Annotated in this window: 20 protein-coding genes and 2 riboswitches; of the genes, 1 reads left to right on the forward strand and 19 read right to left on the reverse strand. The window is 38.8% G+C overall.

What is annotated here, in order from left to right; translation table 11 throughout:
- Positions 1 to 119: 119 nt before the first annotated feature.
- The 3 genes from uvrA to AN957_RS23845 all read right to left on the reverse strand — a co-directional run bounded on the left by uvrA (position 120) and on the right by AN957_RS23845 (position 5,691).
- Positions 120 to 2,999 (reverse strand): excinuclease ABC subunit UvrA, encoded by a 2,880-nt coding sequence (uvrA, locus tag AN957_RS23835; RefSeq protein ID WP_056686459.1) that lies wholly within the window; start codon positions 2,997 to 2,999, stop codon positions 120 to 122.
- A 7-nt stretch (positions 3,000 to 3,006) separates the two neighbouring features.
- Positions 3,007 to 4,986 carry an excinuclease ABC subunit UvrB gene (gene uvrB / locus AN957_RS23840; RefSeq protein ID WP_056686462.1) on the reverse strand — a complete coding sequence of 660 codons (1,980 nt, stop codon included), beginning with the start codon at positions 4,984 to 4,986 and terminating at the stop codon, positions 3,007 to 3,009.
- A 471-nt stretch (positions 4,987 to 5,457) separates the two neighbouring features.
- Positions 5,458 to 5,691, reverse strand: coding sequence for a CsbA family protein (locus AN957_RS23845; protein ID WP_053478790.1), 234 nt, complete (start codon positions 5,689 to 5,691; stop codon positions 5,458 to 5,460).
- A 138-nt stretch (positions 5,692 to 5,829) separates the two neighbouring features.
- Here AN957_RS23845 and AN957_RS23850 point away from each other — a divergent pair, with 138 nt between their 5' ends.
- The gene (locus tag AN957_RS23850) at positions 5,830 to 6,102 is read left to right on the forward strand and encodes an alpha/beta-type small acid-soluble spore protein (RefSeq protein ID WP_056686465.1); all 273 of its coding nucleotides are present in this window, start codon (positions 5,830 to 5,832) and stop codon (positions 6,100 to 6,102) included.
- 409 nt (positions 6,103 to 6,511) lie between these two features.
- Here the strand turns inward: AN957_RS23850 and AN957_RS23860 are convergent, their stop codons facing one another.
- From AN957_RS23860 to AN957_RS23930, 16 genes are all read right to left on the reverse strand, one after another.
- Positions 6,512 to 7,726, reverse strand: coding sequence for a M20 family metallopeptidase (locus AN957_RS23860; RefSeq protein ID WP_056686471.1), 1,215 nt, complete (start codon positions 7,724 to 7,726; stop codon positions 6,512 to 6,514).
- A gap of 36 nt (positions 7,727 to 7,762) precedes the next feature.
- Entirely contained in the window at positions 7,763 to 8,593 is an 831-nt protein-coding gene (locus AN957_RS23865; RefSeq protein ID WP_053478786.1) for a MetQ/NlpA family ABC transporter substrate-binding protein, read from the reverse strand.
- 17 nt (positions 8,594 to 8,610) lie between these two features.
- Entirely contained in the window at positions 8,611 to 9,261 is a 651-nt protein-coding gene (locus tag AN957_RS23870; protein WP_056686474.1) for a methionine ABC transporter permease, read from the reverse strand.
- Complete coding sequence (locus AN957_RS23875) at positions 9,251 to 10,282, reverse strand: methionine ABC transporter ATP-binding protein (protein WP_056686476.1); 1,032 nt, start codon at positions 10,280 to 10,282, stop codon at positions 9,251 to 9,253. Before AN957_RS23875 ends, AN957_RS23870 begins: the two co-directional genes overlap by 11 nt.
- 184 nt (positions 10,283 to 10,466) lie before the next feature.
- Positions 10,467 to 10,572, reverse strand: a riboswitch (SAM riboswitch).
- Between the two features lie 132 nt (positions 10,573 to 10,704).
- Positions 10,705 to 10,803: riboswitch (SAM riboswitch) on the reverse strand.
- 95 nt (positions 10,804 to 10,898) lie between these two features.
- Positions 10,899 to 11,822: a DMT family transporter gene (locus tag AN957_RS23880; protein ID WP_075209238.1), complete on the reverse strand. Its 924-nt coding sequence runs from the start codon at positions 11,820 to 11,822 to the stop codon at positions 10,899 to 10,901.
- Between the two features lie 285 nt (positions 11,823 to 12,107).
- Positions 12,108 to 12,239: a hypothetical protein gene (locus AN957_RS28945; protein WP_281176519.1), complete on the reverse strand. Its 132-nt coding sequence runs from the start codon at positions 12,237 to 12,239 to the stop codon at positions 12,108 to 12,110.
- Positions 12,240 to 12,252: 13 nt separating this feature from the next.
- A complete protein-coding gene (locus AN957_RS23885; protein WP_056686479.1) occupies positions 12,253 to 14,667 on the reverse strand; it encodes a heavy metal translocating P-type ATPase in 2,415 nt (804 codons plus the stop codon).
- Between the two features lie 86 nt (positions 14,668 to 14,753).
- Positions 14,754 to 14,960 (reverse strand): copper chaperone CopZ, encoded by a 207-nt coding sequence (gene copZ / locus AN957_RS23890; protein WP_056686482.1) that lies wholly within the window; start codon positions 14,958 to 14,960, stop codon positions 14,754 to 14,756.
- Positions 14,961 to 14,972: 12 nt separating this feature from the next.
- Entirely contained in the window at positions 14,973 to 15,320 is a 348-nt protein-coding gene (locus AN957_RS23895; RefSeq protein WP_053478781.1) for a metal-sensitive transcriptional regulator, read from the reverse strand.
- 211 nt (positions 15,321 to 15,531) lie between these two features.
- Positions 15,532 to 16,758 carry a TraB/GumN family protein gene (locus tag AN957_RS23900; protein ID WP_053478780.1) on the reverse strand — a complete coding sequence of 409 codons (1,227 nt, stop codon included), beginning with the start codon at positions 16,756 to 16,758 and terminating at the stop codon, positions 15,532 to 15,534.
- 244 nt (positions 16,759 to 17,002) lie between these two features.
- Positions 17,003 to 17,698: an ABC transporter permease gene (locus tag AN957_RS23905; protein ID WP_056686486.1), complete on the reverse strand. Its 696-nt coding sequence runs from the start codon at positions 17,696 to 17,698 to the stop codon at positions 17,003 to 17,005.
- The gene (locus tag AN957_RS23910; protein ID WP_056686488.1) at positions 17,691 to 18,614 is read right to left on the reverse strand and encodes an ABC transporter ATP-binding protein; all 924 of its coding nucleotides are present in this window, start codon (positions 18,612 to 18,614) and stop codon (positions 17,691 to 17,693) included. Before AN957_RS23910 ends, AN957_RS23905 begins: the two co-directional genes overlap by 8 nt.
- Positions 18,615 to 18,819: 205 nt before the next feature.
- Positions 18,820 to 19,755: a sensor histidine kinase gene (locus AN957_RS23915; RefSeq protein ID WP_056686492.1), complete on the reverse strand. Its 936-nt coding sequence runs from the start codon at positions 19,753 to 19,755 to the stop codon at positions 18,820 to 18,822.
- Position 19,756: 1 nt separating this feature from the next.
- Positions 19,757 to 20,458, reverse strand: a complete 702-nt coding sequence (locus tag AN957_RS23920) for a response regulator transcription factor (protein ID WP_056687304.1) — start codon at positions 20,456 to 20,458, stop codon at positions 19,757 to 19,759.
- 305 nt (positions 20,459 to 20,763) lie between these two features.
- A complete protein-coding gene (locus AN957_RS23925) occupies positions 20,764 to 21,957 on the reverse strand; it encodes a PDZ domain-containing protein (RefSeq protein WP_056687307.1) in 1,194 nt (397 codons plus the stop codon).
- Positions 21,958 to 22,244: 287 nt separating this feature from the next.
- On the reverse strand, positions 22,245 to 23,378 hold the full coding sequence (locus AN957_RS23930; protein WP_056686495.1) for an ABC transporter substrate-binding protein: 1,134 nt from the start codon (positions 23,376 to 23,378) through the stop codon (positions 22,245 to 22,247).
- Positions 23,379 to 23,427: the final 49 nt, after the last annotated feature.

Here is a 23,427-nt window from a genome sequence, read left to right on the forward strand (position 1 = left end):
AGCCGTTTTCTTTTATATACGAAAATTGTTAAGCAATGGTTTCAAATTTTTAGATAAATTTTATTCAAAAAAAGCAGTACATAGTACTGCTTCGTACATATCTTGTTGCTTCTTTAACATTACACATTTGTTACACTGGCTTCTTTTTCTTCTATTTCTGTTTTCATTCTTAAGCGGTCACGTTCTAAAATTGGTTTTAGATACTTTCCTGTATAGGACTCAGGTATTTCGGCTATTTTTTCTGGTGTACCAGTTGCGACGATTGTACCACCTTTATTCCCGCCTTCTGGTCCAAGGTCAACAATAAAGTCTGCCGTTTTAATTACATCGAGGTTATGTTCAATCACAAGGACGGTGTCTCCGTTTTCTACTAGGCGCTGAAGAACGATAAGCAATCTGGAAATATCATCGACATGTAAGCCGGTTGTCGGCTCATCAAGAATATAAAATGATTTTCCGTTTGATCGTCGGTGCAGCTCAGAAGCAAGCTTTACACGCTGTGCTTCCCCTCCTGAAAGAGTTGTGGCAGGCTGTCCAAGCTTTATATACCCCAGCCCAACATCATAGATTGTCTGAAGTTTACGGCTAATCTTTGGAACGTTTTCGAAAAATTCAACTGCATCCTCAACAGTCATATCTAAAATCTCCGCAATGCTTTTTCCTTTGTACTTCACTTCAAGCGTTTCTCTGTTGTAGCGTTTTCCATGGCATACTTCACATGGCACATATACATCAGGCAAGAAATGCATTTCGATTTTGATAATTCCATCGCCGCGGCATGCTTCACAGCGTCCGCCTTTCACATTAAAGCTAAAACGGCCCTTTTTATATCCTCGAACCTTCGCTTCATTTGTCGTTGAAAAAAGATCACGAATATCATCAAATACACCTGTGTATGTGGCTGGATTCGAGCGCGGTGTTCTTCCAATCGGCGACTGGTCAATATCAATGACTTTTTCTAATTGCTCAATGCCTTTAATCTCTTTATGCTCACCAGGTTTACTTTTTGCTCTATTGAGCTTTTGTGCCAGTGACTTATGCAAAATTTCATTTATAAGCGTACTTTTCCCTGAGCCTGATACTCCAGTGACTGCAATAAATGTGCCTAATGGAAATTTTACGTTTACATTTTTAAGATTATTCTCTTTTGCACCTTTTATTTCTATAAATCGCCCATCATTTTTACGGCGTTCAATCGGAAGCGGGATATATATCTTTCCGGCAAGGTATTGGCCTGTTAACGAATTTGGGTCTTCCATAACTTCATTTGGTGTTCCTGCTGAAATAATTTCTCCGCCATGAACGCCTGCCCCAGGGCCAATATCGATTAAATAGTCAGCAGCAAGCATCGTATCTTCATCATGCTCAACAACAATTAATGTATTTCCGATATCACGCATATTTTTAAGCGTTTCAATCAAACGGTCATTATCCCGCTGATGGAGGCCAATGGAGGGTTCATCAAGAATATAAAGGACGCCAGTCAGTCTTGAACCAATCTGGGTTGCCAACCGAATCCGCTGAGCTTCCCCGCCTGACAGAGTGCCTGCCGCACGGCTTAAAGTTAAATAATCTAGTCCGACATTTACTAAAAAGCCAAGACGCTCCTTAATTTCACGGAAAATGAGATTTGCTATTTTCATCTCTTTTTCCGTTAATGATAGACGATCGAAAAATTTATATGCTTCATTAATTGATAATTCCGTTATTTTCCCGATATGCTGACCTGAAATGAGTACGGCAAGCGTTTCCTTTTTCAGACGATAGCCCTTACATGTTGGGCAATCATGCTGAGCCATGTACTTCTCCATTTGCTCACGAATATAGTCAGAGCTCGTTTCTTTAAATCTTCGCTCTACATTTCGTATAACACCCTCAAATTCAATCGTCGTTTCTCTAACTTGACCAAAGTCATTTTCGTAATGAAAGAAGATTTTTTCTCCGTTTGAGCCATATAAAACCTTATCAAAGAGATGAGAAGGAATATCCTTAACAGGGATATCCATGTCGATTCCATAATGAGTGCAGACAGCTTCAAGCAGCTGTGGATAATATTGTGAGCTTGTTGGCTCCCATGGTGCAATGGCATGCTGTTTTAATGATAGATCTCGATTCGGAATGACGAGGTCTACATCCACTTCAAGCTTGGATCCAAGCCCGTCACATTCAGGACAAGCACCGAATGGACTATTAAAGGAAAACATTCGCGGCTCAAGCTCCCCAATAGAAAAATCGCAATGTGGGCAAGCATGATTTTCACTGAATAACAGCTCTTCCTCGCCAATTACATCGATTAGTACTTTTCCATCACCAAGCTTTAAAGCTGTTTCCATTGAGTCTGCAAGACGTGCGGCAATGCCGTCTTTGACTACAATTCGGTCGATAACTACTTCAATAGAATGCTTCTTATTTTTTTCAAGTTCAATCTCTTCTCCAAGATCGTACATTTCACCATCAATACGCACACGGACAAATCCTTGCTTCTTGACATCCTCAAGAATTTTCACATGTGTTCCTTTTCGGCCAGAAACAAGTGGTGCAAGGATTTGCAGCTTCGTCCGTTCCGGATATTCAAGAATCCGGTCAACCATTTGCTCAACTGTTTGTGATGAGATTTCAATATCATGTACTGGACATGTTGGGCGGCCAACCCTTGCATACAAGAGCCGCAAATAATCATATATTTCTGTCACTGTTCCCACTGTAGAACGAGGGTTTCTGCTTGTTGTTTTCTGATCTATAGATATCGCCGGAGACAGCCCTTCAATTGCATCGACATCTGGCTTGTCCATTTGTCCAAGAAATTGACGAGCATAGGCGGATAAAGATTCCACATATCTGCGCTGCCCTTCCGCATAGATTGTATCGAAAGCAAGCGAGGACTTTCCAGAACCGGAAAGCCCCGTTAAAACAACAAGCTTATCTCTTGGAATGGTGACATCAATATTTTTTAAATTATGGGCTCTGGCGCCTTTTACTATTAATTTTTCCATCGCCATTTGTACGTCATCCTTCCGCTTTCAATTCTAATAATAAATCACGAAGCTCGGCAGCACGTTCGAAATTGAGTGCTTTCGCCGCTTCCTTCATTTCTTTTTCCATATTTACAATTAATTTTTCTCGTTCTTTCTTATTCAGCTTGCCGATTTGGGATGAAGCCTTATATTCTTCTTGTTCCTCATCTGCATGAGTGGCACGTATAACTTCGCGAATATCTTTTTGAATCGTCTGCGGTGTGATTCCATGTTTCAGATTGTGTTCCTCCTGCATTGTGCGGCGCCGTTTCGTCTCACTAAGTGCTAATTCCATAGAATTAGTGATTTTATCCGCATACATGATGACATGCCCATTTGCATTTCGGGCTGCACGTCCAATCGTCTGAATAAGGGAACGCTCCGAACGAAGGAAGCCTTCCTTGTCAGCATCTAGAATCGCTACTAAAGAAACCTCCGGAATATCAAGACCTTCTCTTAAAAGATTGATTCCGACTAGAACATCGTACGTTCCAAGACGAAGCTCACGGATGATTTCAATCCGCTCTAATGTTTTTACCTCAGAATGCAAGTATTGAACTTTAATGCCGATTTCCTTTAAATAGTCGGTCAAGTCTTCAGACATTTTTTTCGTCAAAGTAGTAATCAGCACACGCTCATTGCGCTTAATTCGATCTTGGATTTCACCAATCAGGTCATCAATTTGTCCTTCTATCGGACGGACATCGATCGTTGGATCAAGCAGCCCCGTTGGACGGATAATTTGCTCAATCATTTCTGGAGTATGTTCAAGCTCGTATGGTCCAGGGGTTGCAGAAACATAAACAATTTGATCGATATGTTTCTCAAACTCAGGAAACATTAACGGACGGTTATCTAATGCTGATGGAAGACGGAAGCCATGTTCAACAAGGACAGATTTCCGTGCTTGGTCTCCATTGTACATTCCGCGTATTTGCGGAAGCGTCACATGGGACTCATCAATGACGATAAGCAAATCCTTTGGAAAATAGTCCAGCAGTGTATATGGAGTTGACCCTGGTGGCCTTAATGTTAAATGCCTGGAATAGTTCTCAATCCCTGAACAAAAGCCCATCTCTCTCATCATTTCGAGATCATAACGAGTTCTCTGTTCTAAACGCTGAGCTTCAAGCAGCCTGTTATTGTCACGCAAATCTGCTAACCGTTCTTCCAATTCCTTTTCGATATTTTGAATGGCTACGAGCATTTTTTCCTCACGGGTTACGAAGTGAGATGCAGGAAAAATAGCAACATGTTCTCTTTCGCCAATAATTTCTCCGGTCAGTGCATCGACTTCACGTATCCGTTCAATTTCATCCCCGAAAAATTCCACACGCAAACAGTGCTCGTCCTTCGAAGCAGGGAATATTTCCACCACATCGCCACGAACACGAAATGCTCCACGCTGAAAGTTAATGTCATTTCGTTCATATTGAATGTCCACTAGCTTCCGCAGCAATTGATTTCTTTCAATTTCCATCCCTGTGCGAAGAGATAGAACAAGCTCCCTATACTCTTCCGGTGATCCCAATCCATAAATACAGGAAACACTGGCTATAATAATGACATCTCGACGTTCAAATAAGGAGGATGTCGCAGAGTGGCGCAGTTTATCAATTTCATCGTTCACACTCGAGTCTTTTTCTATAAAAGTATCAGTGGATGGAACATACGCCTCCGGCTGAAAATAATCGTAATAACTGACAAAGTATTCTACCGCGTTATCAGGAAAAAACTCTTTAAATTCACTATAAAGCTGACCAGCCAATGTTTTATTGTGCGCAATAATCAAAGTTGGCCGATTGACTTCTTTAATCACATTTGAAATTGTGAATGTCTTTCCTGTTCCTGTCGCCCCTAAAAGCGTTTGATGGCGTTTTCCCGCTTGGATTCCTTCAACAATTTTTCTGATTGCCTCAGGCTGATCGCCTTGCGGAGAATACTTTGAGACTAGTTTAAATTGGTCCTTCACTAAAAAGCCTCCAGTTCATTTATACTTTTCTCTATTATCAATCAGCTTGAATGTGTAAGGGCTGGCTGTTGCTGATTTGTCATTTTTTAACTTTATTCTTATATACATTCTACCACAAAACTGTTCATACAAACCAGCAATATGCGAACGAATATTCGTTTTATTTTTCAGTTAGTTAAATATTCCAGAAGGGATTTTATCGAAAATAGGTTCATATTGCTGAAATGTAATGAATCAAACGTTTGATTAGTTCTCAATCATTCTTGTTTTACATAGAAAGAATGGATTTTTTCTCGACAATTTCCCAAGAAATATGAGCTTTAATTAAGCTAAATGACTACTATTTCGCACGAATCAAGAGGGATTTAGTCGAAGCAAAGTTAATCAAACGTTTGATTAACTTTTATGTTTCATTTATTCCAATTAAAAAACCTGTCGAAGAAGCGCCGACAGGTCTACCATATGTTTTATCTAGGATTTTCTCTGAAAATTCTTTTTCATCCGCTGTGAATACCAAAATCCAACCGTCAAAGAAAAGGCGTCAACGACAATAAGCCAAAATGAATCTGTGTAGCCTTTATAAACAGAAGCTGCAATTAATGCTACCGTCAGGACAAGGCCAATCACATGATTATATGCTACCCTTGTAAACAGCACTACTAGCAAACCTGGAATCAGCAGGGCCGATAAAAATTTTAATCCCAATCATTACACCTTCTTTTACTAATTTCACCTACCAATAGAATAGCTTATTTTGGTAACATACACCACCGATTTAACCGAATGATTCTATACCTTTCACCACATGATAATCATATAACATTTCAGGGAGGCATACTTACGATGGCTAGAAGAAAGCGGCGTCCGCTCGTTCCAGAATCACGGGGAGCGTTGGATCAGTTAAAAAATCAAGTAATGAAAAACAAAGGATACCCTATTGACCAAGATAATCCCGATCATGTGAAATATGAGGTAGCAAATGAAGTTGGTGTTCCGCTTCAAAAGGGGTATAACGGCAGTCTAACTTCAAAAGAAGCAGGAAAAGTCGGCGGCGAAATTGGCGGAAACATGGTAAAAGAGCTTGTACGCATGGCACAAGAGCAGATGCGAAAATAACTTGTTATGGTAAAAATGTAGTAGTGTATTTTTTGTGCATCGTTTTAGTGTAGTGGTTACTTAAATGGAACTGTTTTTCTATGTACTGAAGAAGGGTGTCCTGAATTTACTATCGGGACACCCTCTGTTTCTTTGGATTTTCTGTTTGGGTTTAAATCAGAGTTGATCTTATAGAATCCTTCTATGAGACGATTTCTTTCGCTTTTTGGGGGATTCTGTCCAATCGAAAGATCCTTTTTTCTTGAAAAATCAGGATGCATGCTTCTTATGTGACTTCTTTTTCCTCTTTTTTAAAAAATCGGGCTCCATACTCTTTATACGTGGCCTCTTTTTCTCTTCAATACCATGAGACAGCTCCTATCGATTTTATCTCTTAGACCTCTCTAATGAGCTTGTTCTCAAAATACCCCTATTTGTCCTCAGCAGCTTTTCTTTCATTAAATTCGTCTTTGATCGCTGTTAATAATTCAGAGTTGATTATTAATTCCAGTCCAGTTAAAGCAAGTGCCTTCGCTCCAGTAATTAATGCTTCATCTCCCTTTTTAGAAGCAGCTGCCTCTCTAAACGGAACTGTATGACCAACGAGATCATCTGCACCAATTTTAATATACGGGTGGATTGTCGGTACTACTTGACTGATGTTTCCAGCATCTGTTGAACCAATGCCATCCTTATCATCTAAAATAACTGTTTCCCCTAATTCCTCGATGATGCGATGAAATACTTCATCAAACTTCCTATTTAATAGAAGATTATCAACTTCATTTTGGAAAGCGATGATATTAAGCGTAGCACCCGTCGCTAGTGCTGCACCTTCAGCAATAGCCTTTACCTTCTTTGTTACTTCATTTAAATGTGCTCTTGTTGCTGCACGGATAAAGAATCTTGCTTTCGCATATTCAGGAATAATATTCGGCGCGTCTCCGCCGTCTGTAATAATCCCATGAATGCGGACATCATCCTTTAACTGTTGACGTAACGCATTGACTCCATTGAATAGCTGGATAACCGCATCAAGTGCATTAATGCCTTCGTGTGGAGCAGCTGCTGCATGTGCTGGCTTGCCAATAAACTCAAAGTCAAGCGGATCGACAGCTAGTGATGTGCTCGTCAGCCTTGTTTGATTAGATGGATGGATCATTAATGCGGCATCAATCCCTTCTAATAGCCCATGCTTTACAAAGCTTCCTTTTGCACTTCCATTTGGACCACCTTCTTCGGCAGGAGTCCCTAATACAACAACCTCTCCTCCAGTTTCATCTAATGCCTTGCTTAATGCGATCGCAGCTCCAACACTCGTTGTTCCAATGATGTTATGGCCACATGCATGACCAAGACCAGGTAGCGCATCATACTCAGCTAGAAATGCGATAGCCGGTCCTTCTAAGAAGGATTTTTTACGAGCAAGGAAAGAAGTATGGTGTCCAGCTACTGCCTTTTCCACCTCAAATCCTTCTTTCTCAAGAATGTCAATCAGCAGTCCTGAAGCAAAATACTCTTCATTTCCGATTTCAGGCTTTGCATGAATTTGATGACTAGCTGAAATATAAAGCTCCTTATTGCTTTCCACATTCTCGTTAATTGCTATTTTTAACTCATCGATTGTTTTTAATGGTGTTGACATGGTTATTTCCTCCCTAATGTTTTTTATTTAAATCCATTACCAGCCAATATCGCTTAACGGAATAAATGTTGGAATGGAATTTCCTTTGTATTCTTTTTCGATAAATTCAGCTACATCATCCTCTTGATAAAGCTCAGCCAATCTCTTTAGATGTTTCTTGTCCTTGTCTTCTGCTCGTGTGGCAATAATATTGACATATGGAGTAGCAGTAGCACTCTCATGGTAAATGGAGTCCTTCGTTGGATTGAATCCTGCATCAACTGCAATTCCGTTATTAATGACGGAAGCTGCTACATCTGGGAGAACACGCGGTGTTTGTGCTGCAACCATTTCGACAATTTCAAGATTTTTAGGATTTTCAACGATTTTATCTAATGATCCGTTGCCATCGTAATCGTCTGTCAGCTTAATCAGGCCAGCTTCTTGAAGAAGAAGCAGCGCTCTTCCCATATTGGATACATCATTTGGTACCGCTATTTTTCCTCCCTCAGGAATTTCATCAATAGACTTATATTTTTCAGAATAAATTCCCATTGGTGCAAGAACTGTCGTGGCAATTGGCACTAAATCTAAATTATGTTCCTTTATAAAAGAGTCAAAGTACGCAACGGTTTGGAATGCATTGGCATCAAGCTCGCCTTCAGCTAGGGCAATGTTCGGCTGTACATAGTCAGAGAAACTGATTATTTCTACTTCAATGCCTTCCTTTGCTGCCTTTTCTGCTACGAAGTCCCAAATGCGGTTATCTGATCCGCTTACACCAATCTTCACTTTTACGGTTTTTTCTTTTCCGCTTGTTTCGCTTGAGCACGCTGTACTAAAAACGGCCAGTGTTAAAATAATGAATGCTAAAAATAACTTTTTCATTGTTGTCATCCTCCTGATTATCGTCTGCGAATTCTTTTTGATAAAATATTGCCAAAGGTTTGCAGCCCTTGAACCATTACGACTAAAATACCTACTGTGATCAGCATAACCATTGTGTCGAACCGCTGATAGCCATATGTAATAGCTAAATCACCAAGTCCTCCCCCGCCAACAGCTCCAGCCATTGCAGAAGCTCCTACTAAACCAATTGTTGCAATCGTAAAGGCTAATACTAAAGAGCTAAGCGCCTCTGGGATGAGAAATTTGAAAATGATTTGCGCCGGTGTTGCTCCCATCGCCTGAGCTGCTTCAAGGACACCTGGGTCTACTTCAAGCAAGGAATTTTCTATTAATCTGGCAATATATGGACCAGCGTAAAATACGAGTGGAACGACTGCTGCCGCTGTTCCGATTGATGTGCCTACAATCAGCCTTGTAACCGGTATGATCGCCACCATTAAAATAATGAATGGCACCGAGCGGAAAATATTAATAATTCCGTTGCTTACATTGAAAACTGGCAAATTTTCCAGCAGATGTCCCTTTCTTGTTATGACAAGAAGAATTCCTAGCGGCAAACCGAGAACAGCTGAAAATAATAGAGAAAATGCCACCATCTGAATCGTTTCAATTAGCGCTTCAATAATTTGCTCTGAATTAACTAGCATGTGCTTTCACTTCCTTTACTGTTACTTTCTCTTGGCTGATAAACATTAATGCCCGGTTGATTTCACTCTCTGCCCCCTGAAATTCAACGATCAAATTCCCGAAAGGTGTGCCTTGCAGCTCGGTAATATTTCCAAAAAGAACATTGATGTGAATGTCAAACTTCTTCGCCAGCTGTGAGAGCAGCGGCTGGCCTGCTGAATTGCCGATAAAATTGATTCGGAAAATCTTTTGAAGTCCTTCATTTTTCTCAACAATTTCTTTAATGGAATCAGGAATTTGGTCATTCATGACCGAGCTGACAAAGTTTCTTGCCGTCTCTGTTTTCGGTGACGAAAAGACATTGAAAACAGTCCCTTCCTCAATGATCTTCCCCGCTTCAATAACTGCAACCCGATCACAAATTTCTCGGATGACTGCCATCTCATGGGTGATAATGAGAATCGTAATGTTATATTCTCGATTTATTTTTTTCAACAGCTCCAGGATCGAGCTTGTTGTTTGCGGATCAAGTGCAGAAGTTGCCTCATCACATAAGAGAATCGAAGGCTTTGTAGCGAGTGCCCTTGCAATACCGATCCGCTGCTTCTGCCCGCCTGATAGCTGATCTGGATAATTATTCGCTTTGTCTGACAAACCTACAAACTCTAATAGCTCATTCACTCTTTTCTTCATTTCCTCTTTTGGCACCTTTGCTAGAATTAATGGCATGGCCACATTCGCAAACACCGTTTTTGAGTTTAGGAGATTGAAATGCTGAAAGACCATCCCGATATTTCTTTTTACCTCACGGATTTCCTTTGCTGATAAAGCTGTCAGATCATATCCATCCACAATCACACGGCCAGATGTAGGCTGCTCGAGCCAATTGACACAGCGGATAAGCGAGCTTTTTCCCGCTCCGCTAAACCCGATTACACCGAAAATCTCCCCTTTATTGATTGTTAAATTAATTCCATTCAGTGCCGCAACCTGCTGTCCGCCGCTGGTATACACCTTTTTCAAATTTTGAAATTCAATCATTTTGTTCTCTCCTTCCGGTGACTGACACCTTTATACTGGAATTGCCTGTGGGTGTGCAGGCAAACTTTTGATCTTTTTTAATTGCGTGCCCCAGTCCTTTATGAAAAAAAGGAAATAAAAATCCCTCTTCCTGAAAACAAGAAGAGGGCATTCCTTTATTCACAAATAAAGGGCAGGGGGTCTCTTCTTATCTCTCAAGCTTTTCGCTTGCTGGATTTGGCATAGATTCCAAAATGGAATCCGCTGCCGAGGCTTCATCGGGCCAGTCCCTCTGCCTCTCTCGATAAGAATGTATATTTATTTTTATTATTCCAATGCGAAAACTATGATTATTACACAAAAAACTCGAATTCCTCCTTTGTTGTTTACAACAAAAAACCTCTTCTTAAAAAGAAGAGGACAGAATTCAACGTTTGCGCCTCTTCTTATCTATCAAGACATGCTTGCTGGAATTGGCACGGTACAATAAGTCCGTTGCCGAGGTGTCGTAGGGCCAGTCCCTCAACCTCTCTTGATAAGAAGTACTTCACATATTCGATTTGGTTAACTTGAAATATACTTTACATTCAATAAAATAAAAAGTCAACTACTTTTTCGAAATTTATGAATGCAATGATCAATGATACGTTTTTGAATGTTGAGAGGATTGATCCATTTCCTTTGTTTCTGTTCCTCTTGTTCCAAGATATATTGCTCCTAACACACACATGATTCCAATCAGTTGATTCAGGCCAAAAGGTTCTTTTAATAAACCAATGCCTACCAATGTTGCCGTTATTGGAATAAACCCTGTAAAGATTCCCGCTATATTAGCGCTTACCTTTGCAACTCCTTTATACCAAAGAACGAATGAAAGCACACTGGCAGTGATTGCATAATAAACAATAAGCAGGTATACAGTTAGGTCCAAATCTAAGAAATTATATGTGATCGCTTCCTTTATCGAAAAAGGAAGAAAGAAAATAAAGCCTATGATGTTCACTCCTGTAGCCATTTGAATCGGCGTCAGCACAGCTGATAGCTTTTTGGCAAATATGGTAAACAAGGCTTCTGAAATAACGGCACCAAAGACAAGTACATTTCCGAGTAAAAATAAGGGGCTATCTATAGTTGATGAGTTCGTTTGAAAGGTAATAATTGATATCCCTAAGACTGCAAGACAAATAGAAATAGCCTGTGGAGCAGACATTCTTTCTCTTAAAAAGAAAAATGACAGAAGGGCGATTACTGCTGGAACGGTACTCGTAATAATTCCTGCAGCTGTAGCAGATGTAAAACGTACCCCATAAAGCATGAGAACACTAAACAAGAAAACACCAAAAAATGACTGCAAAATTAAATAGCCCCAGTGACTTTTCTGCAACTTCACCGCTTGCGGCCGGCTGATCAACATCATTGGAACTAAAAAAAGTAAAGCAATCAGGAATCTTATTTCGGAAAAAAGAAAGATCGGGACATCCTCAACAATTATTTTGCCAACCGCAACATTTGCGCCTACAAAAGCCATTGATAATGCCAGCTGGAAATAGGCTATTTTCACTGCTCTCTCACCCCTGCTTCTTTTATCATAGAGCCAATGCTGTAGAAGTCTTAGAACAACATATACTTTCCTTCATTACCCCTCACTTTCTTTATTTGTTAAACGCCATTCCTTTGATTATAGAGTGTTCTATCTGTCGTGTAAATCATTAAAAACTGAATTATTTTTATTTTCAGACTTAGGATAAAACCTAATTAAAAAAGATCCCCACAGCTGTTTAGAGCAGCCGTGGGGATCTTTTTAAACCATCTATTCCTTATCTCCAAATGAAAACCCTATTTCATCTTACTTTTCATGCTGCTCCGTATCAGAATGACCAGGATCATCAACTGGTGATCCAGCAATCGCCGTATAGGAGTAGTATCCACCTACGACAATTAACAGATAAACGATTGCTGAAAGCGCCCATTTTTTCATATGAATCTCTCCCTTATAATTTTACTCGTTGTAGACGAAGGGCATTGAGGACAACAGAAACTGAACTGAAGGCCATTGCTGCTCCAGCAAGCCATGGTGCCAGAAATCCTAGAGCTGCAATCGGAATGCCAAGCGTGTTGTAGCCAAAGGCCCAGAATAGATTCTGCTTAATATTGCGGATCGTTTTCTTACTCATAAAGATGGCATCGGCAATGCTGTTTAAATCGCCTCTAATTAAGGTGATATCAGCTGCTTCCATCGCAACGTCCGTTCCTGTTCCGATTGCCATTCCAATATCAGCCACTGCTAACGCTGGTGCATCGTTAATTCCGTCTCCTACCATTGCGACTTTCTTCCCTTGCTGCTGAAGCTTCTTCACTTCTTCTGCTTTTCCTTCAGGGAGAACCTCTGCGATTACACGGTCGACCCCAGCAAGCTTCGCAATCGCTTGTGCCGTTTGCTCGTTGTCGCCTGTAATCATAATTACTTCAAGTCCCAAATCCTTTAAACGGCTAATGGCTTCGGTTGATGTTTCTTTTATTGTATCGGCAACAGCAACAATTCCTGCGAATGCACCATCGATTGCTACTAACATCGCTGTTTTTCCTTGCTTTTCAAGAGTAAGCATATCGTCTGACACATGTTCTATTTCAATATTGAATTTTTTCATTAAACGTCGTGTGCCGGCTAGCACTTCTTTCCCATCAACGAGGGCTTTAATTCCGTAGCCTGGGATTGCCTCAAACGCACTAGGGTGGGTAAGAGTGATGTTTTTCTCCTGAATTCCTTCAACGATTGCCTGTGCAAGCGGGTGTTCAGATTGCTTTTCTGCTGAACCGACTAATGTTAAAAATTCCGCTTCTTCTAGTTTTGTGATGACATCCGTTAATACTGGTGCTCCATTTGTGATTGTACCTGTTTTGTCTAAAATCACTGTATTAATTCGATGCGTCATTTCAAGATGCTCTCCACCTTTAAAAAGAACACCATATTCTGCAGCCCGGCCAGATCCTGCCATAATAGATGTTGGTGTAGCAAGACCGAGTGCACATGGACATGCAATAACAAGGACGGCAATTAATTTCTCGAGTGCTTCTGCAAAGTCACCTGGTGCAACAAACAAGTACCACACGAAAAATGTGATGACAGCAATTCCTACAACAATTGGTACAAAGACACCGGAAATAGAATCCGCTAGACGCTGGATCGGCGCTTTTGAACCTTGTGCTTCTTCTACCACTTTAATAATTTGGGCAAGAGCTGTCTCTTTCCCTACCTTTGTTGCTTTTATTTTAATAAATCCATTTTTGTTTAATGTTGCGCCAATAACTCTATCCCCAACCGTCTTATCAACTGGAACACTTTCTCCTGTTATCATTGACTCATCAAGGGCAGACTGGCCTTCAAGAATTTCGCCATCGACTGGAATTTTCTCTCCTGGCTTTACTAGAATAATGTCTCCAGCAACTACTTCCTCTAGCGGGATTTCCATTTCTTTTTCTTCTCGAATGACAGTTGCTGTTTTTGCCTGCAAGCCCATTAATTTCTTGATTGCTTCTGAAGAACGGCCTTTCGCTTTTGCCTCAAAAACTTTACCAAGAATAATTAATGTAATAAGCACAGCACTTGTTTCAAAATAAAGTCCTTCCGGATGCGCACCGCTGCCAATGGTTTTTAAAGATAAATATAAGCTGTAAAAATAAGCAGCTGATGTCCCTAATGCAACAAGCACATCCATATTTGCACTCTTATTTCTTAACGCCTTATATGCACCTACATAAAACTGCTTACCAATATAAAATTGTACAGGTGTGGCAAGTGCCATTTGCACCCACGGATTCATAAATGCTTCAGGTACGTATATAAAAGAGGTAAAGCTAAAGTGACCAGCCATTGCCCATAAAAGCGGCAAGGATAGGATCAGGGAAAAAATAAATTTCCCTTGCTGCTTTTCGATTTCTTTTAATCGATGGTCGACCGTTCCTTTCTCATTATCCTCACTTTTCACACTTGCTCCATAGCCAAGTTTTTCTACCTTTTGTGTCATCTCAGCTGGTGATACGATGGACGGATTAAACTCAACCGCTGCCTTTTCTAAGGCAAGGTTCACGTTCGCGCTTATAATCCCATCCATTTTATTTAGACCTTTCTCGATGCGAATCGCACATGCTGCACAAGTCATTCCAGTTAGAACGAGTTCAACCTTTTCCGTGATCACATCATAGCCAAGCGCTCTGATTTTTTCCTGAATATCAGCTGGCCCCATCTTTGCAGCATCAAATTTTACTGATGCCTTTTCGAGTGCCAGGTTCACATTCGCATCTGACACACCTTCCATTTTATTTAGACCCTTTTCAATTCGTGTTGCACATGCTGCACAGGTCATTCCGGTAATTTGAAACTGACTTTCAACCACTTTTTCACTCATTTCTTTAAGCCTCCTATACCTATATAGGGTATATTTTTTTGAAAAAGAGAGCGTGCTAAACTTTAGCACGGCTAGAACGCGAAATATTAGTTTACATCATATCCTTGATCATCAATCGTTTCTTTAATTTTATCTAATGATACTTCTGTTGAAGAATACTCAACATCTACTGTTCCATTTTCAAGGTGAACGTTAACCTTAGAAACACCTGCTAATTCGCCTACGCTTCCTTCGATTGCTTTCACACAATGTCCACATGACATGCCTGCTACATTTAGAGTTACTTTTTCCATCTTTAACACTCCTTATTTTTTCATCAATTTATGAATGGTTACAAGAACTTCATCTAATACTTCCGTATCTCCCTCTTGAAGGCGATCAACCACACAGCCCTTTAAATGCCCTTCAAGAAGAATTTTTGCAACACTATTCAACGCTGATTGCGTCGCAGAAATTTGCGTGATCACATCATCACAATAAGTGTCTCTTTCGATTAAGCCTTTTATTCCGCGGATTTGTCCTTCTATACGGTTTAATCGTGTGACAAGATTACTTTTCACCTTATCAGAATGATGGCTCTTTCTTTCACTCCCGCTTGAACAGCAGTTTTCTTCTTCTGACAGCATTGCATCTTTTTCTAGATCGAAACCCATATGGTTTTCCCCCTTGCGCTTATTATATTATACCCCCGTATAGTATGTAAAGGGGTATTTCATTAAAAAATGTGAATTTTTTTTGACTGTTAATTACTATTATAATACATTCCCTTTATGTAACAAAACCGCTGCCTTTATTAGGCAGCGGCTATTATCTGTATTCATCAAGTGCTAACCTTCAGGTGGCAGCTCTCATTTAAAAAATGTTCTATTGAAGTTTTTCAATCTTTAATCCTTTATTTTCAAGCAGCTTGATGATACTCATATCACCAAAGTAATGTCCAGCACCCACGACGACAAAATATGTTCCTTTTGAAGTACCTGTTAGATACTTTTCAATTTTATTCGCCATCCCCACATTTCTGTTATCAAACATTTCAGTCATATAGGCTTTGTATTCTGGGCTATTATCAGGAACGCTAAATAGTAATTTTTCAATGGCAGCATCATCGCTCGTTTGCCATGCCTTTATAAGCGGTGCTAGTCCATCATTAGCATTATCAGTTTTTAAAGAGTCTTCAAGTAACTTGATTTGTACATCTTCTGAGAATCCAGACAGCATGTTGATTTGGAATTCTGCTCCCTCTAACTCAATGACCTTTTTATTACCTGCATTAGACAAGAAATAATGATCAATTCCTAATTCAGCTTTATATTTAGGATCCATTGTTTTTAAACTATCTAAACTCATGCTTAAATACCAAGGTTTTAAATGCTTGATCTCGTTCATATCTCCACCATAGCTAACAAAGGTATCTGTTAGTTTCTTGTAAAGTTCCTTTGAGATATGATCCTCAATCGTTGAACCGTCTTCATAGACTGCCTTTTCAAGGATGGTCTGTTGGAATTCAAGAGGATTTAAGTTAAGGATATCTGCTTCTACAGCTAAATATTTGGATTCATTGAATGCTTTCATTATTTTTGAATTTAACGGATAAAATTCTTCGATTCCCAAATGTATGGAACCTAGCATATAAACCGTATTGCCATTCTTCTCTGCCTTCCAGAAGAATCCGCCCTCATTTTCAGCAACCTGTTCCGTCTTACAGCTAGCCGCTTTGAGCTCTGCTAGCTTTCGCTTGGAAGGAGTTTCGTATTTAATAGAGCTATCTTTTTTGATATACTTGCCGCCGCCAACGCCATAAATATCACTGGTAGAAACATTTTTAAAAGAATAAACTCTATACTCACCTTTAACAGGGAGTGCTTTATCAGCTACTAGCTTATTGTCTTTTAAAGAGTATAACTTTGTTTCTTTTAAGATAGTAACCTTTCCTAATTGGCCACTCTTAAGTTCCGTTTTCCCCCACATAACCTTTTTAGGAACACAGTTCTTTGCACTGTCCGATGCAGCAAATGCTGAACTGACTGAAAATGATGAAACGAGGAATACAGCCATGACAAGCATAGCAACACTCTTAAATATTTTTTTCATTATCATTCTCTCCTCTCTAGTAAAAAATATACATTAATAGGAATCTATTAACAAATATACATGTTACCTTAATCTGACAGGAGTCTCAATACTATTAGTCTTTTTTTTTAAAAAAGTCTTACCTTAGATTTTCAAACAAGGTATATAATATTAACTTTGTTCCAACGTCCATTTCCCTTTATTGACCTGCATAAATAAAGCCCATGATTTTTCATGGGCTGACTAGGTACTTAACTACGATTCATTAATGAATCACGTCTTTATTTTCTATATTACGTATGGCTAAATAAGCAGTAATGGCTCCAATTACAGCGAGTGAAATCGGTATAAGGACAATGGAGTTTAAGGTAAAACCATTCATATTCTGACAGACAATTAATACTATAAAAATGGAAGATATGATCGTAGTAGATCCGGAGAACTTTCTCATCCCAAAGTAGAGAGGAATAAGACTCATACAGCTTGCTGCTAAAGCATTCATTACAACACTTGCCGAATGTTTTCCTAAGCCTGATAATGTAAGCTGATCAGGGACCATTTGAGCAAATTGGTCTACCAAATAAAACCCGCCACCTACAAAAATATTAGCTGCTATTATATTTACGAACGTAAAAATAACAATAATAAGCAGTTTTGCCATTATAAGAAATTTGCGGTTAATAGGATACATAAAAAGGACTGTTATCGATTTATTTTTATATTCATTAATGACTAATCTTGAAATAAGTACCGCTGCAAATATAATAAATGTTGCTCTGATGAGTGTTTCGATCAGTTGCAATGCCATAGCATAATCTTCGAAAACTCTTGTGCCCTCCAACTTTTCCACATAGCTAATAAGGCAAATGACTCCTAGTATAATAACATTTGTAATGAGTGAGCTTCGTACATATCCTCCCATTTTATACTTTTTCATTTCCAATTTAATTAATTTAAGCACTGATTCCACCTCCGTTCAACAGCGTTAAGAAATGGTCTTCTAACGAACTATTCTTCTTATGGATAGATTCAATGATAATATCATTCAAAACGAATGTTTTTGTTATTTCACTTTGTGGTACGGAGGAATCATACACTCTAATTAAACGATTATCAATGACTCTAAAATTAGTAATCTTTAATATATGCTCTAATACAAATACGGATTTTCTGCAATCATTCGTTACAAACTCAATAAATTCGGTATTCTTTTCACGAATCTGTTCCATCGCTACTTCCTCTATTAACTTCCCTTGGTTAATTACCCCAATTGTATCTGCTATTTGTTCAATCTCCCCTAAAATATGACTAGAAACTAAGATAGTTACCCCATATTCCGCACTTAATAATTTGAACAGGTCTCGAATTTCCTTTATTCCAACAGGATCCAGCCCATTAATCGGTTCATCCAAGATAAGCAATTCCGGTTTCGTAACAATAGCTCTAGCAATGCCAAGTCTTTGTTTCATACCAAGAGAGAAGTCCTTCACTAACTTATCATCCACATTTTTCAAATGGACAAGATCCAGTGCTTCATCAATGGCCTTGCTTTCATGAAACCCCATATACTCACAATGAAGCTCCAAGTTTTTCTTTGCTGTAAGCTTTTCATAAAAGATTGGGTACTCAATAATCGTTCCCATCCTTCCTAAAAGATGATAGGAGTGATTCGTTAGTTTTTCACCAAATAGATCAATTTCTCCACCCGTCGGTTTTACCAGATTTGTAATCATCCTCATGATCGTTGTTTTCCCCGCTCCATTCGGTCCAAGAAAACCATAGATTTCTCCTTTTTTAATATTCATATTGACATTCGATACAACTTCTTTACCCATATACGTCTTTGTTAATTGTGTAGTTCTTACAATGTAGGTCATTTTTGAATCTCCTTTCATTTTTTCAGTGTCCTATCTATTGCCATAAGCTGTAGTGAAGATGGGGAGCATTATTCATGCATGGCTACAAATTCATTTCTTACTTTTAGATTAAGGAACAGAATTCACTTTTTCCTTACGCAATTCTTACAATTTTCTTAAGTTCAAATAAAGAGAACTCGTCGTTAACTTCCGAAACGAGTTCTCCTTAATATGTCATTCGTTTTAATGTAAAAGAAAAAACTGTTTTCTCATAAGGTATACTGCTCAGCTGAATGGATCCACCCAATTTCTCAACTAACCTCTTAGTAATGGTAAGACCTAATCCACTTCCTTGATAAAATTTATTCCTCGAATCCTCAAGAGTGTACATTCTTTCAAACACTCGATCTTTATACAGCTCATTTATGCCTTTTCCTCTGTCCCAAATATCTACATAAACAAGCTCCTCTTCATTTCGTAACGATAAACCAATCGTCCTTCCATCTTTCCCATGCTGAATAGCATTCGAAATGAGGTTATTTAAAATTCGATCAAGAACTTCCAAATTACCCAATGCATAGATCGGAGAATCAGGAATTTCAATATGGACAGTAAACCCTTTAGCTGTTAAAACATCATAATAATCTAATATGTTTTTTCTGCAAATCTCATTCATATGTACTCTTGTCATCGAAATATGTTTATCTTCAGCTTCCAATTTGGCCAAATCGAAAAACTTATGGATCAGATCAATTACTTCAATTGTTTTTTTATGAACCTTAGATAATATAAGGCTCCTCTCCTCCTCGTTCATTTCACTATCTAGTTGGATCATTTCGATGTAGCCTAATACAACCGTCAATGGCGTCTTTAAATCATGAGAAATATTAGAAATCATCTTTTTTATCGATTGCTCAGATTTTTTATAATTGGCTAATGCGTTTAGATTAACGTCTAACAGCTGATTTAATTCATTTACAAGGGCAATAAGTTCTTTATCGTCCGTGAAAAGCAGTACTTTTTCATTAGTAGAATTGGATGTAATGTCATGTAATTTTCTTTGGATTTGCTTTAAATTCTTACTCCTCATTTTATTCGTTTTATATTGAACAAAGATGATTAAACATAAAATTAGGATGATAATAAGTAAAAAGATTGCCATATTATCGGCCATCCCACTTGTAGCCAATACCCCAAAGCGTTTTGATATACTTTGATTCGGATGGATCATCTTCTATTTTTTCCCTTAGCCTTCGGATATGGACATTAATTACGTTTTCATCACCGAAATAGTCATCATTCCAAACGAGGTTGTAAAGTTGTGCTTTTGTAAATACACGCTTTTGATTTGTAATAAATAGTTTTAACAGCTCAAATTCCTTTGCTGTAAGCTTAAGCTCTTGTTTCCCTTTAAAAACAGAGTAATTGTTTATGTCTACTCTCAATTCACCAAATGTAATTTCATTCTTACTTTCTCCACAATCTTCATAATTAGAATACTTTGTTGCCCGCCGGATGGCTGCTTTTATTCTTGCTGACAGCTCTAGCAAAGAAAACGGTTTGGCTATATAATCATCTGCACCGAAGCCCAGCCCTAACGCTTTATCAATATCACTGTCTTTCGCAGACATTATTAATATTGGAATCGAGCTTTTTTCTCGAATGATCTTGATTGCTTCAATTCCATCTAACTTCGGCATCATGATGTCAATTAAGATAAGATCAAATGCTTCTTTCATAAACATAGATACTCCATCTTCCCCATTACATGCGATTGACACATCAAAGCCTTCCTTGGTTAAATAGCTTTTTACCATTTCACTAATCGAAAGATCATCATCAACAAGTAATAGCCGATGCTTCATAGTCTCTTCTCCCTGCTCTTTAAGTTTTCTATTCACCTGTTCTCCTATTTACTAATTTCTTATTTTAATAGTACAGATATTTAACATTTTTTGTCGATTGTTTTTTTACGGTTTTTTTCTCTACTAGAAATTTTTAGAGGTAAATTCGATGCACACTTCGGTAAATCTAACTGATAAGCCAAATAGGCAGTTGTTATAAAAAAAACAGATGCTGGCTCGCATCTGTTTTATTACCATTGATAAATTATGTTCTTGTCTCTATGGTTTCCATCTTCCAATTTATTTGACTGAATAAATCTCTTACGTTAAACCGCTTCACTGCCCCTATTCCTCTCCTCCTGCACAAAAAGGATGCCGAGCTCATGATGATCGCCTTCATATAAAGCACGCTGGGCAAAGCGAATTTGTCCATTTGTATCAAGCACTTCCAGCTTACAATGAGCACGGTTCTTCAGAAGGGCTTCATAGAAGCCGATTTTGTCATGGACATGAATCCCATTCACCTTCGTAACTATCTCTCCAACCTTTAATCCCATAGAACTAGCTGGAGATTGCGGAATAATCCCTAAAACCATCACACCATGATTTCTTTTCGAAAAAAAGAAAGGACGATTTTCGTCTGCCATTCTCTGTCTTAATGTAATAATCTCCCTGCTAACAATCGCAATGGTTACGACCGCAATCGAAGCAATTGGCGACCAATAGCCGGCAATGGATAAGAGTAAGATAATCGAGCCAAGCCAAATCACTTTTTTCCCAGTTGCCTTTATCGCATTGCTTGGAAGGTTTCCTTGAATTTGCTGGAAAAAGCCGATAGCAAACGGGACTAGAAGGATAGAATACGAATGCCCAGCTATTGAGAAAACGGGCCACCATTCAAAAGGACTCTTAAGTACTTCACCTGGAATGACCAAAAACAGTGGGATCATCCATAGCCGTTTTACCTCATGGATCCCAACCCTTTGGCCTCTTTTGCTTTTTATTAGCTTAGGAGAGGTTCCCTTTCGCGCATTTTTGAAAATAAGAATTCCTTCCCCAATCAATAGCAAGGCTAAAAGGACAGCGATTGCTGGAAAAACAGATGGCTTCGCATCAGAAATAGATGTGAAGATAGATGGAAGCGGCCATTCTTGTTCGACCGCAAAGATTGTTGCAAAAAAGGCAAACCCTAACGTATAAGCGGGTGCCATCCAGCGAATCTTTGTTGTGAAACTCCACAATATGGTTAATATCGCTGTAAAGACAATGGTTTCCAGCGGAATAACAAGACCTGCCGCAATTGAAATCAGAGACAATACAACTCCAATGAATAAACCTAGCGGAAGGAGCTGTCTCAGCTCAAAGTATGCATTCTCCGCTCGAACATGAAAATTGCCCCTCTCTCGTTTCACCCGGGAAACGCCTAAAATAGCAGCTAAAAAGAAGAGATAATAGAATACAGGATGAAGAAAAAACTTACCCGCTCCCTTTGCGATTTCAATCAGCCATTCTTGAGCCACCATAGCCACCAACCTCTATTAATAAATTTCCATAAGAAATATTCGATGTTTCCAATATCTATTACTCTTTATTCTACCAAAATGTCCACACAAAACCTATTGCAAGATAAAATAAATAAAGAAAACTCGCCGATTGGCGAGTCTTGAAAAAACGAAGACAGAGGTGCAGCTGCACCTATACTTATTTCCTTATGTTTTTGACAACGTCGAATAAACTTTTTGCTGAAGATTTCTACTTTCTTCACGTGCAAAAAATGGCAAGAAAATATCTCTTGCTATCTCTTAGATTATTTTAATGTCGAGCGGGAAAGGAGTTCTCCTGCTTCTTCATCCGTTAAATCATAATGATAGAACATACGATAAAATTCTTTTGTTTCTTTAATCATATCGTATGTATATAAATTAGGGTAAATGAGATTTCCTAGCCACTTCATACCTAATACTCGGTTAACGGATGGCGGAAAGCCTAGCCAATTATACGGTCCTTCTGGAACTTCATAGATTTTACTAGATTGAACCGCTTTTAAATCTTTCCATAATGGGTCACCTGCTGTAACCTCTTCATAAACACTATCAGGTGCAAAAATAATGACTTCTGGCTGCCAAAGCAGCAGCTGTTCCATTGAGACTTCATTTCCTCCCCCTTTGCTTGCTGCTTGATCCAATACGGCTACATTTTCTACACCTACAAAGTCAAATATTTCCGCATGGAAAGAGCCTTTTCCATTCGTATTCAATCCATTGTCACCTATTCCATAAAATAGGGTGACAATCTCCTTCTCTGGAATTGAAGAGGAAATTTCTTTTGCATCATTTATGGCAGCTTCACTATAAGATGTAAGTGCCTCTGCCTGTTCCTTTTCATTTAGAATATCACCTAAAATTTGATAAGATTGAGGAATGGTATCTAATTTTGCTTCAACAAATATAGTAGGGATGCCTGTGCTCTTTTGGATTTCATCCATATCCTCTTTAACCGTTTTCTTCGCTTCCCCAATATCAATAATGACATCTGGCTTCGCTGCAATTAATGCCTCTAAATTAAACGTGTCCCCGTAAAACATGCCAAATGTAGGAAGATCTAATATCTTTTGATCAAAATATTTCGCTTCAGCCTCCCCAGGTTTTCTCGCCCAGCCTATTAACTTTTTAGGTGCAATTGAATATAATACCATTTGAGCTAAAGGTCCAGATGGGGCAACTTTTGTTATATTAGCCGGAATTTCAACTTCTCGTCCAACAGAATCAGTAAATTTACGTGTAGTTTGTTCTTCTGACTGTTTTGATTCCTTCTCTTGAATTTCCTGATTTTCCTCATCTGCTGCTTTTTTGGCAGAATTATTTGAGTTGCAGCCAGCCATTCCTCCTATTACAAACATAATTACTAAAAATAATAAACTCATTTTTCTAACTTGATTCATTAAACGCTTCCTCCATATTGAATTAAATTCCTATTTAACCTAGGAAACT

It is taken from the genome of Cytobacillus solani (assembly GCF_001420595.1).
In the GTDB taxonomy this organism is placed as follows: domain Bacteria; phylum Bacillota; class Bacilli; order Bacillales; family Cytobacillaceae; genus Cytobacillus; species Cytobacillus solani.

Excerpts from the sequence above, each read along its gene's own strand:
- AN957_RS23885 (WP_056686479.1), bottom strand. The coding sequence starts at position 14,667 with ATGAGTGAAAAAGTGGTTGAAAGTCAGTTTCAAATTACCGGAATGACC.
- copZ (WP_056686482.1), bottom strand. The coding sequence starts at position 14,960 with ATGGAAAAAGTAACTCTAAATGTAGCAGGCATGTCATGTGGACATTGT.
- AN957_RS23900 (WP_053478780.1), bottom strand. The coding sequence starts at position 16,758 with ATGAAAAAAATATTTAAGAGTGTTGCTATGCTTGTCATGGCTGTATTC.
- AN957_RS23865 (WP_053478786.1), bottom strand. The coding sequence starts at position 8,593 with ATGAAAAAGTTATTTTTAGCATTCATTATTTTAACACTGGCCGTTTTT.
- AN957_RS23895 (WP_053478781.1), bottom strand. The coding sequence starts at position 15,320 with ATGGGTTTCGATCTAGAAAAAGATGCAATGCTGTCAGAAGAAGAAAAC.
- AN957_RS23910 (WP_056686488.1), bottom strand. The coding sequence starts at position 18,614 with ATGACCTACATTGTAAGAACTACACAATTAACAAAGACGTATATGGGT.
- uvrA (WP_056686459.1), bottom strand. The coding sequence starts at position 2,999 with ATGGCGATGGAAAAATTAATAGTAAAAGGCGCCAGAGCCCATAATTTA.
- AN957_RS23860 (WP_056686471.1), bottom strand. The coding sequence starts at position 7,726 with ATGTCAACACCATTAAAAACAATCGATGAGTTAAAAATAGCAATTAAC.
- AN957_RS23920 (WP_056687304.1), bottom strand. The coding sequence starts at position 20,458 with ATGAAGCATCGGCTATTACTTGTTGATGATGATCTTTCGATTAGTGAA.
- AN957_RS23850 (WP_056686465.1), top strand. The coding sequence starts at position 5,830 with ATGGCTAGAAGAAAGCGGCGTCCGCTCGTTCCAGAATCACGGGGAGCG.
- AN957_RS23870 (WP_056686474.1), bottom strand. The coding sequence starts at position 9,261 with ATGCTAGTTAATTCAGAGCAAATTATTGAAGCGCTAATTGAAACGATT.
- AN957_RS23930 (WP_056686495.1), bottom strand. The coding sequence starts at position 23,378 with ATGAATCAAGTTAGAAAAATGAGTTTATTATTTTTAGTAATTATGTTT.
- AN957_RS23915 (WP_056686492.1), bottom strand. The coding sequence starts at position 19,755 with ATGGCAATCTTTTTACTTATTATCATCCTAATTTTATGTTTAATCATC.
- AN957_RS23875 (WP_056686476.1), bottom strand. The coding sequence starts at position 10,282 with ATGATTGAATTTCAAAATTTGAAAAAGGTGTATACCAGCGGCGGACAG.
- AN957_RS28945 (WP_281176519.1), bottom strand. The coding sequence starts at position 12,239 with ATGAAAAAATGGGCGCTTTCAGCAATCGTTTATCTGTTAATTGTCGTA.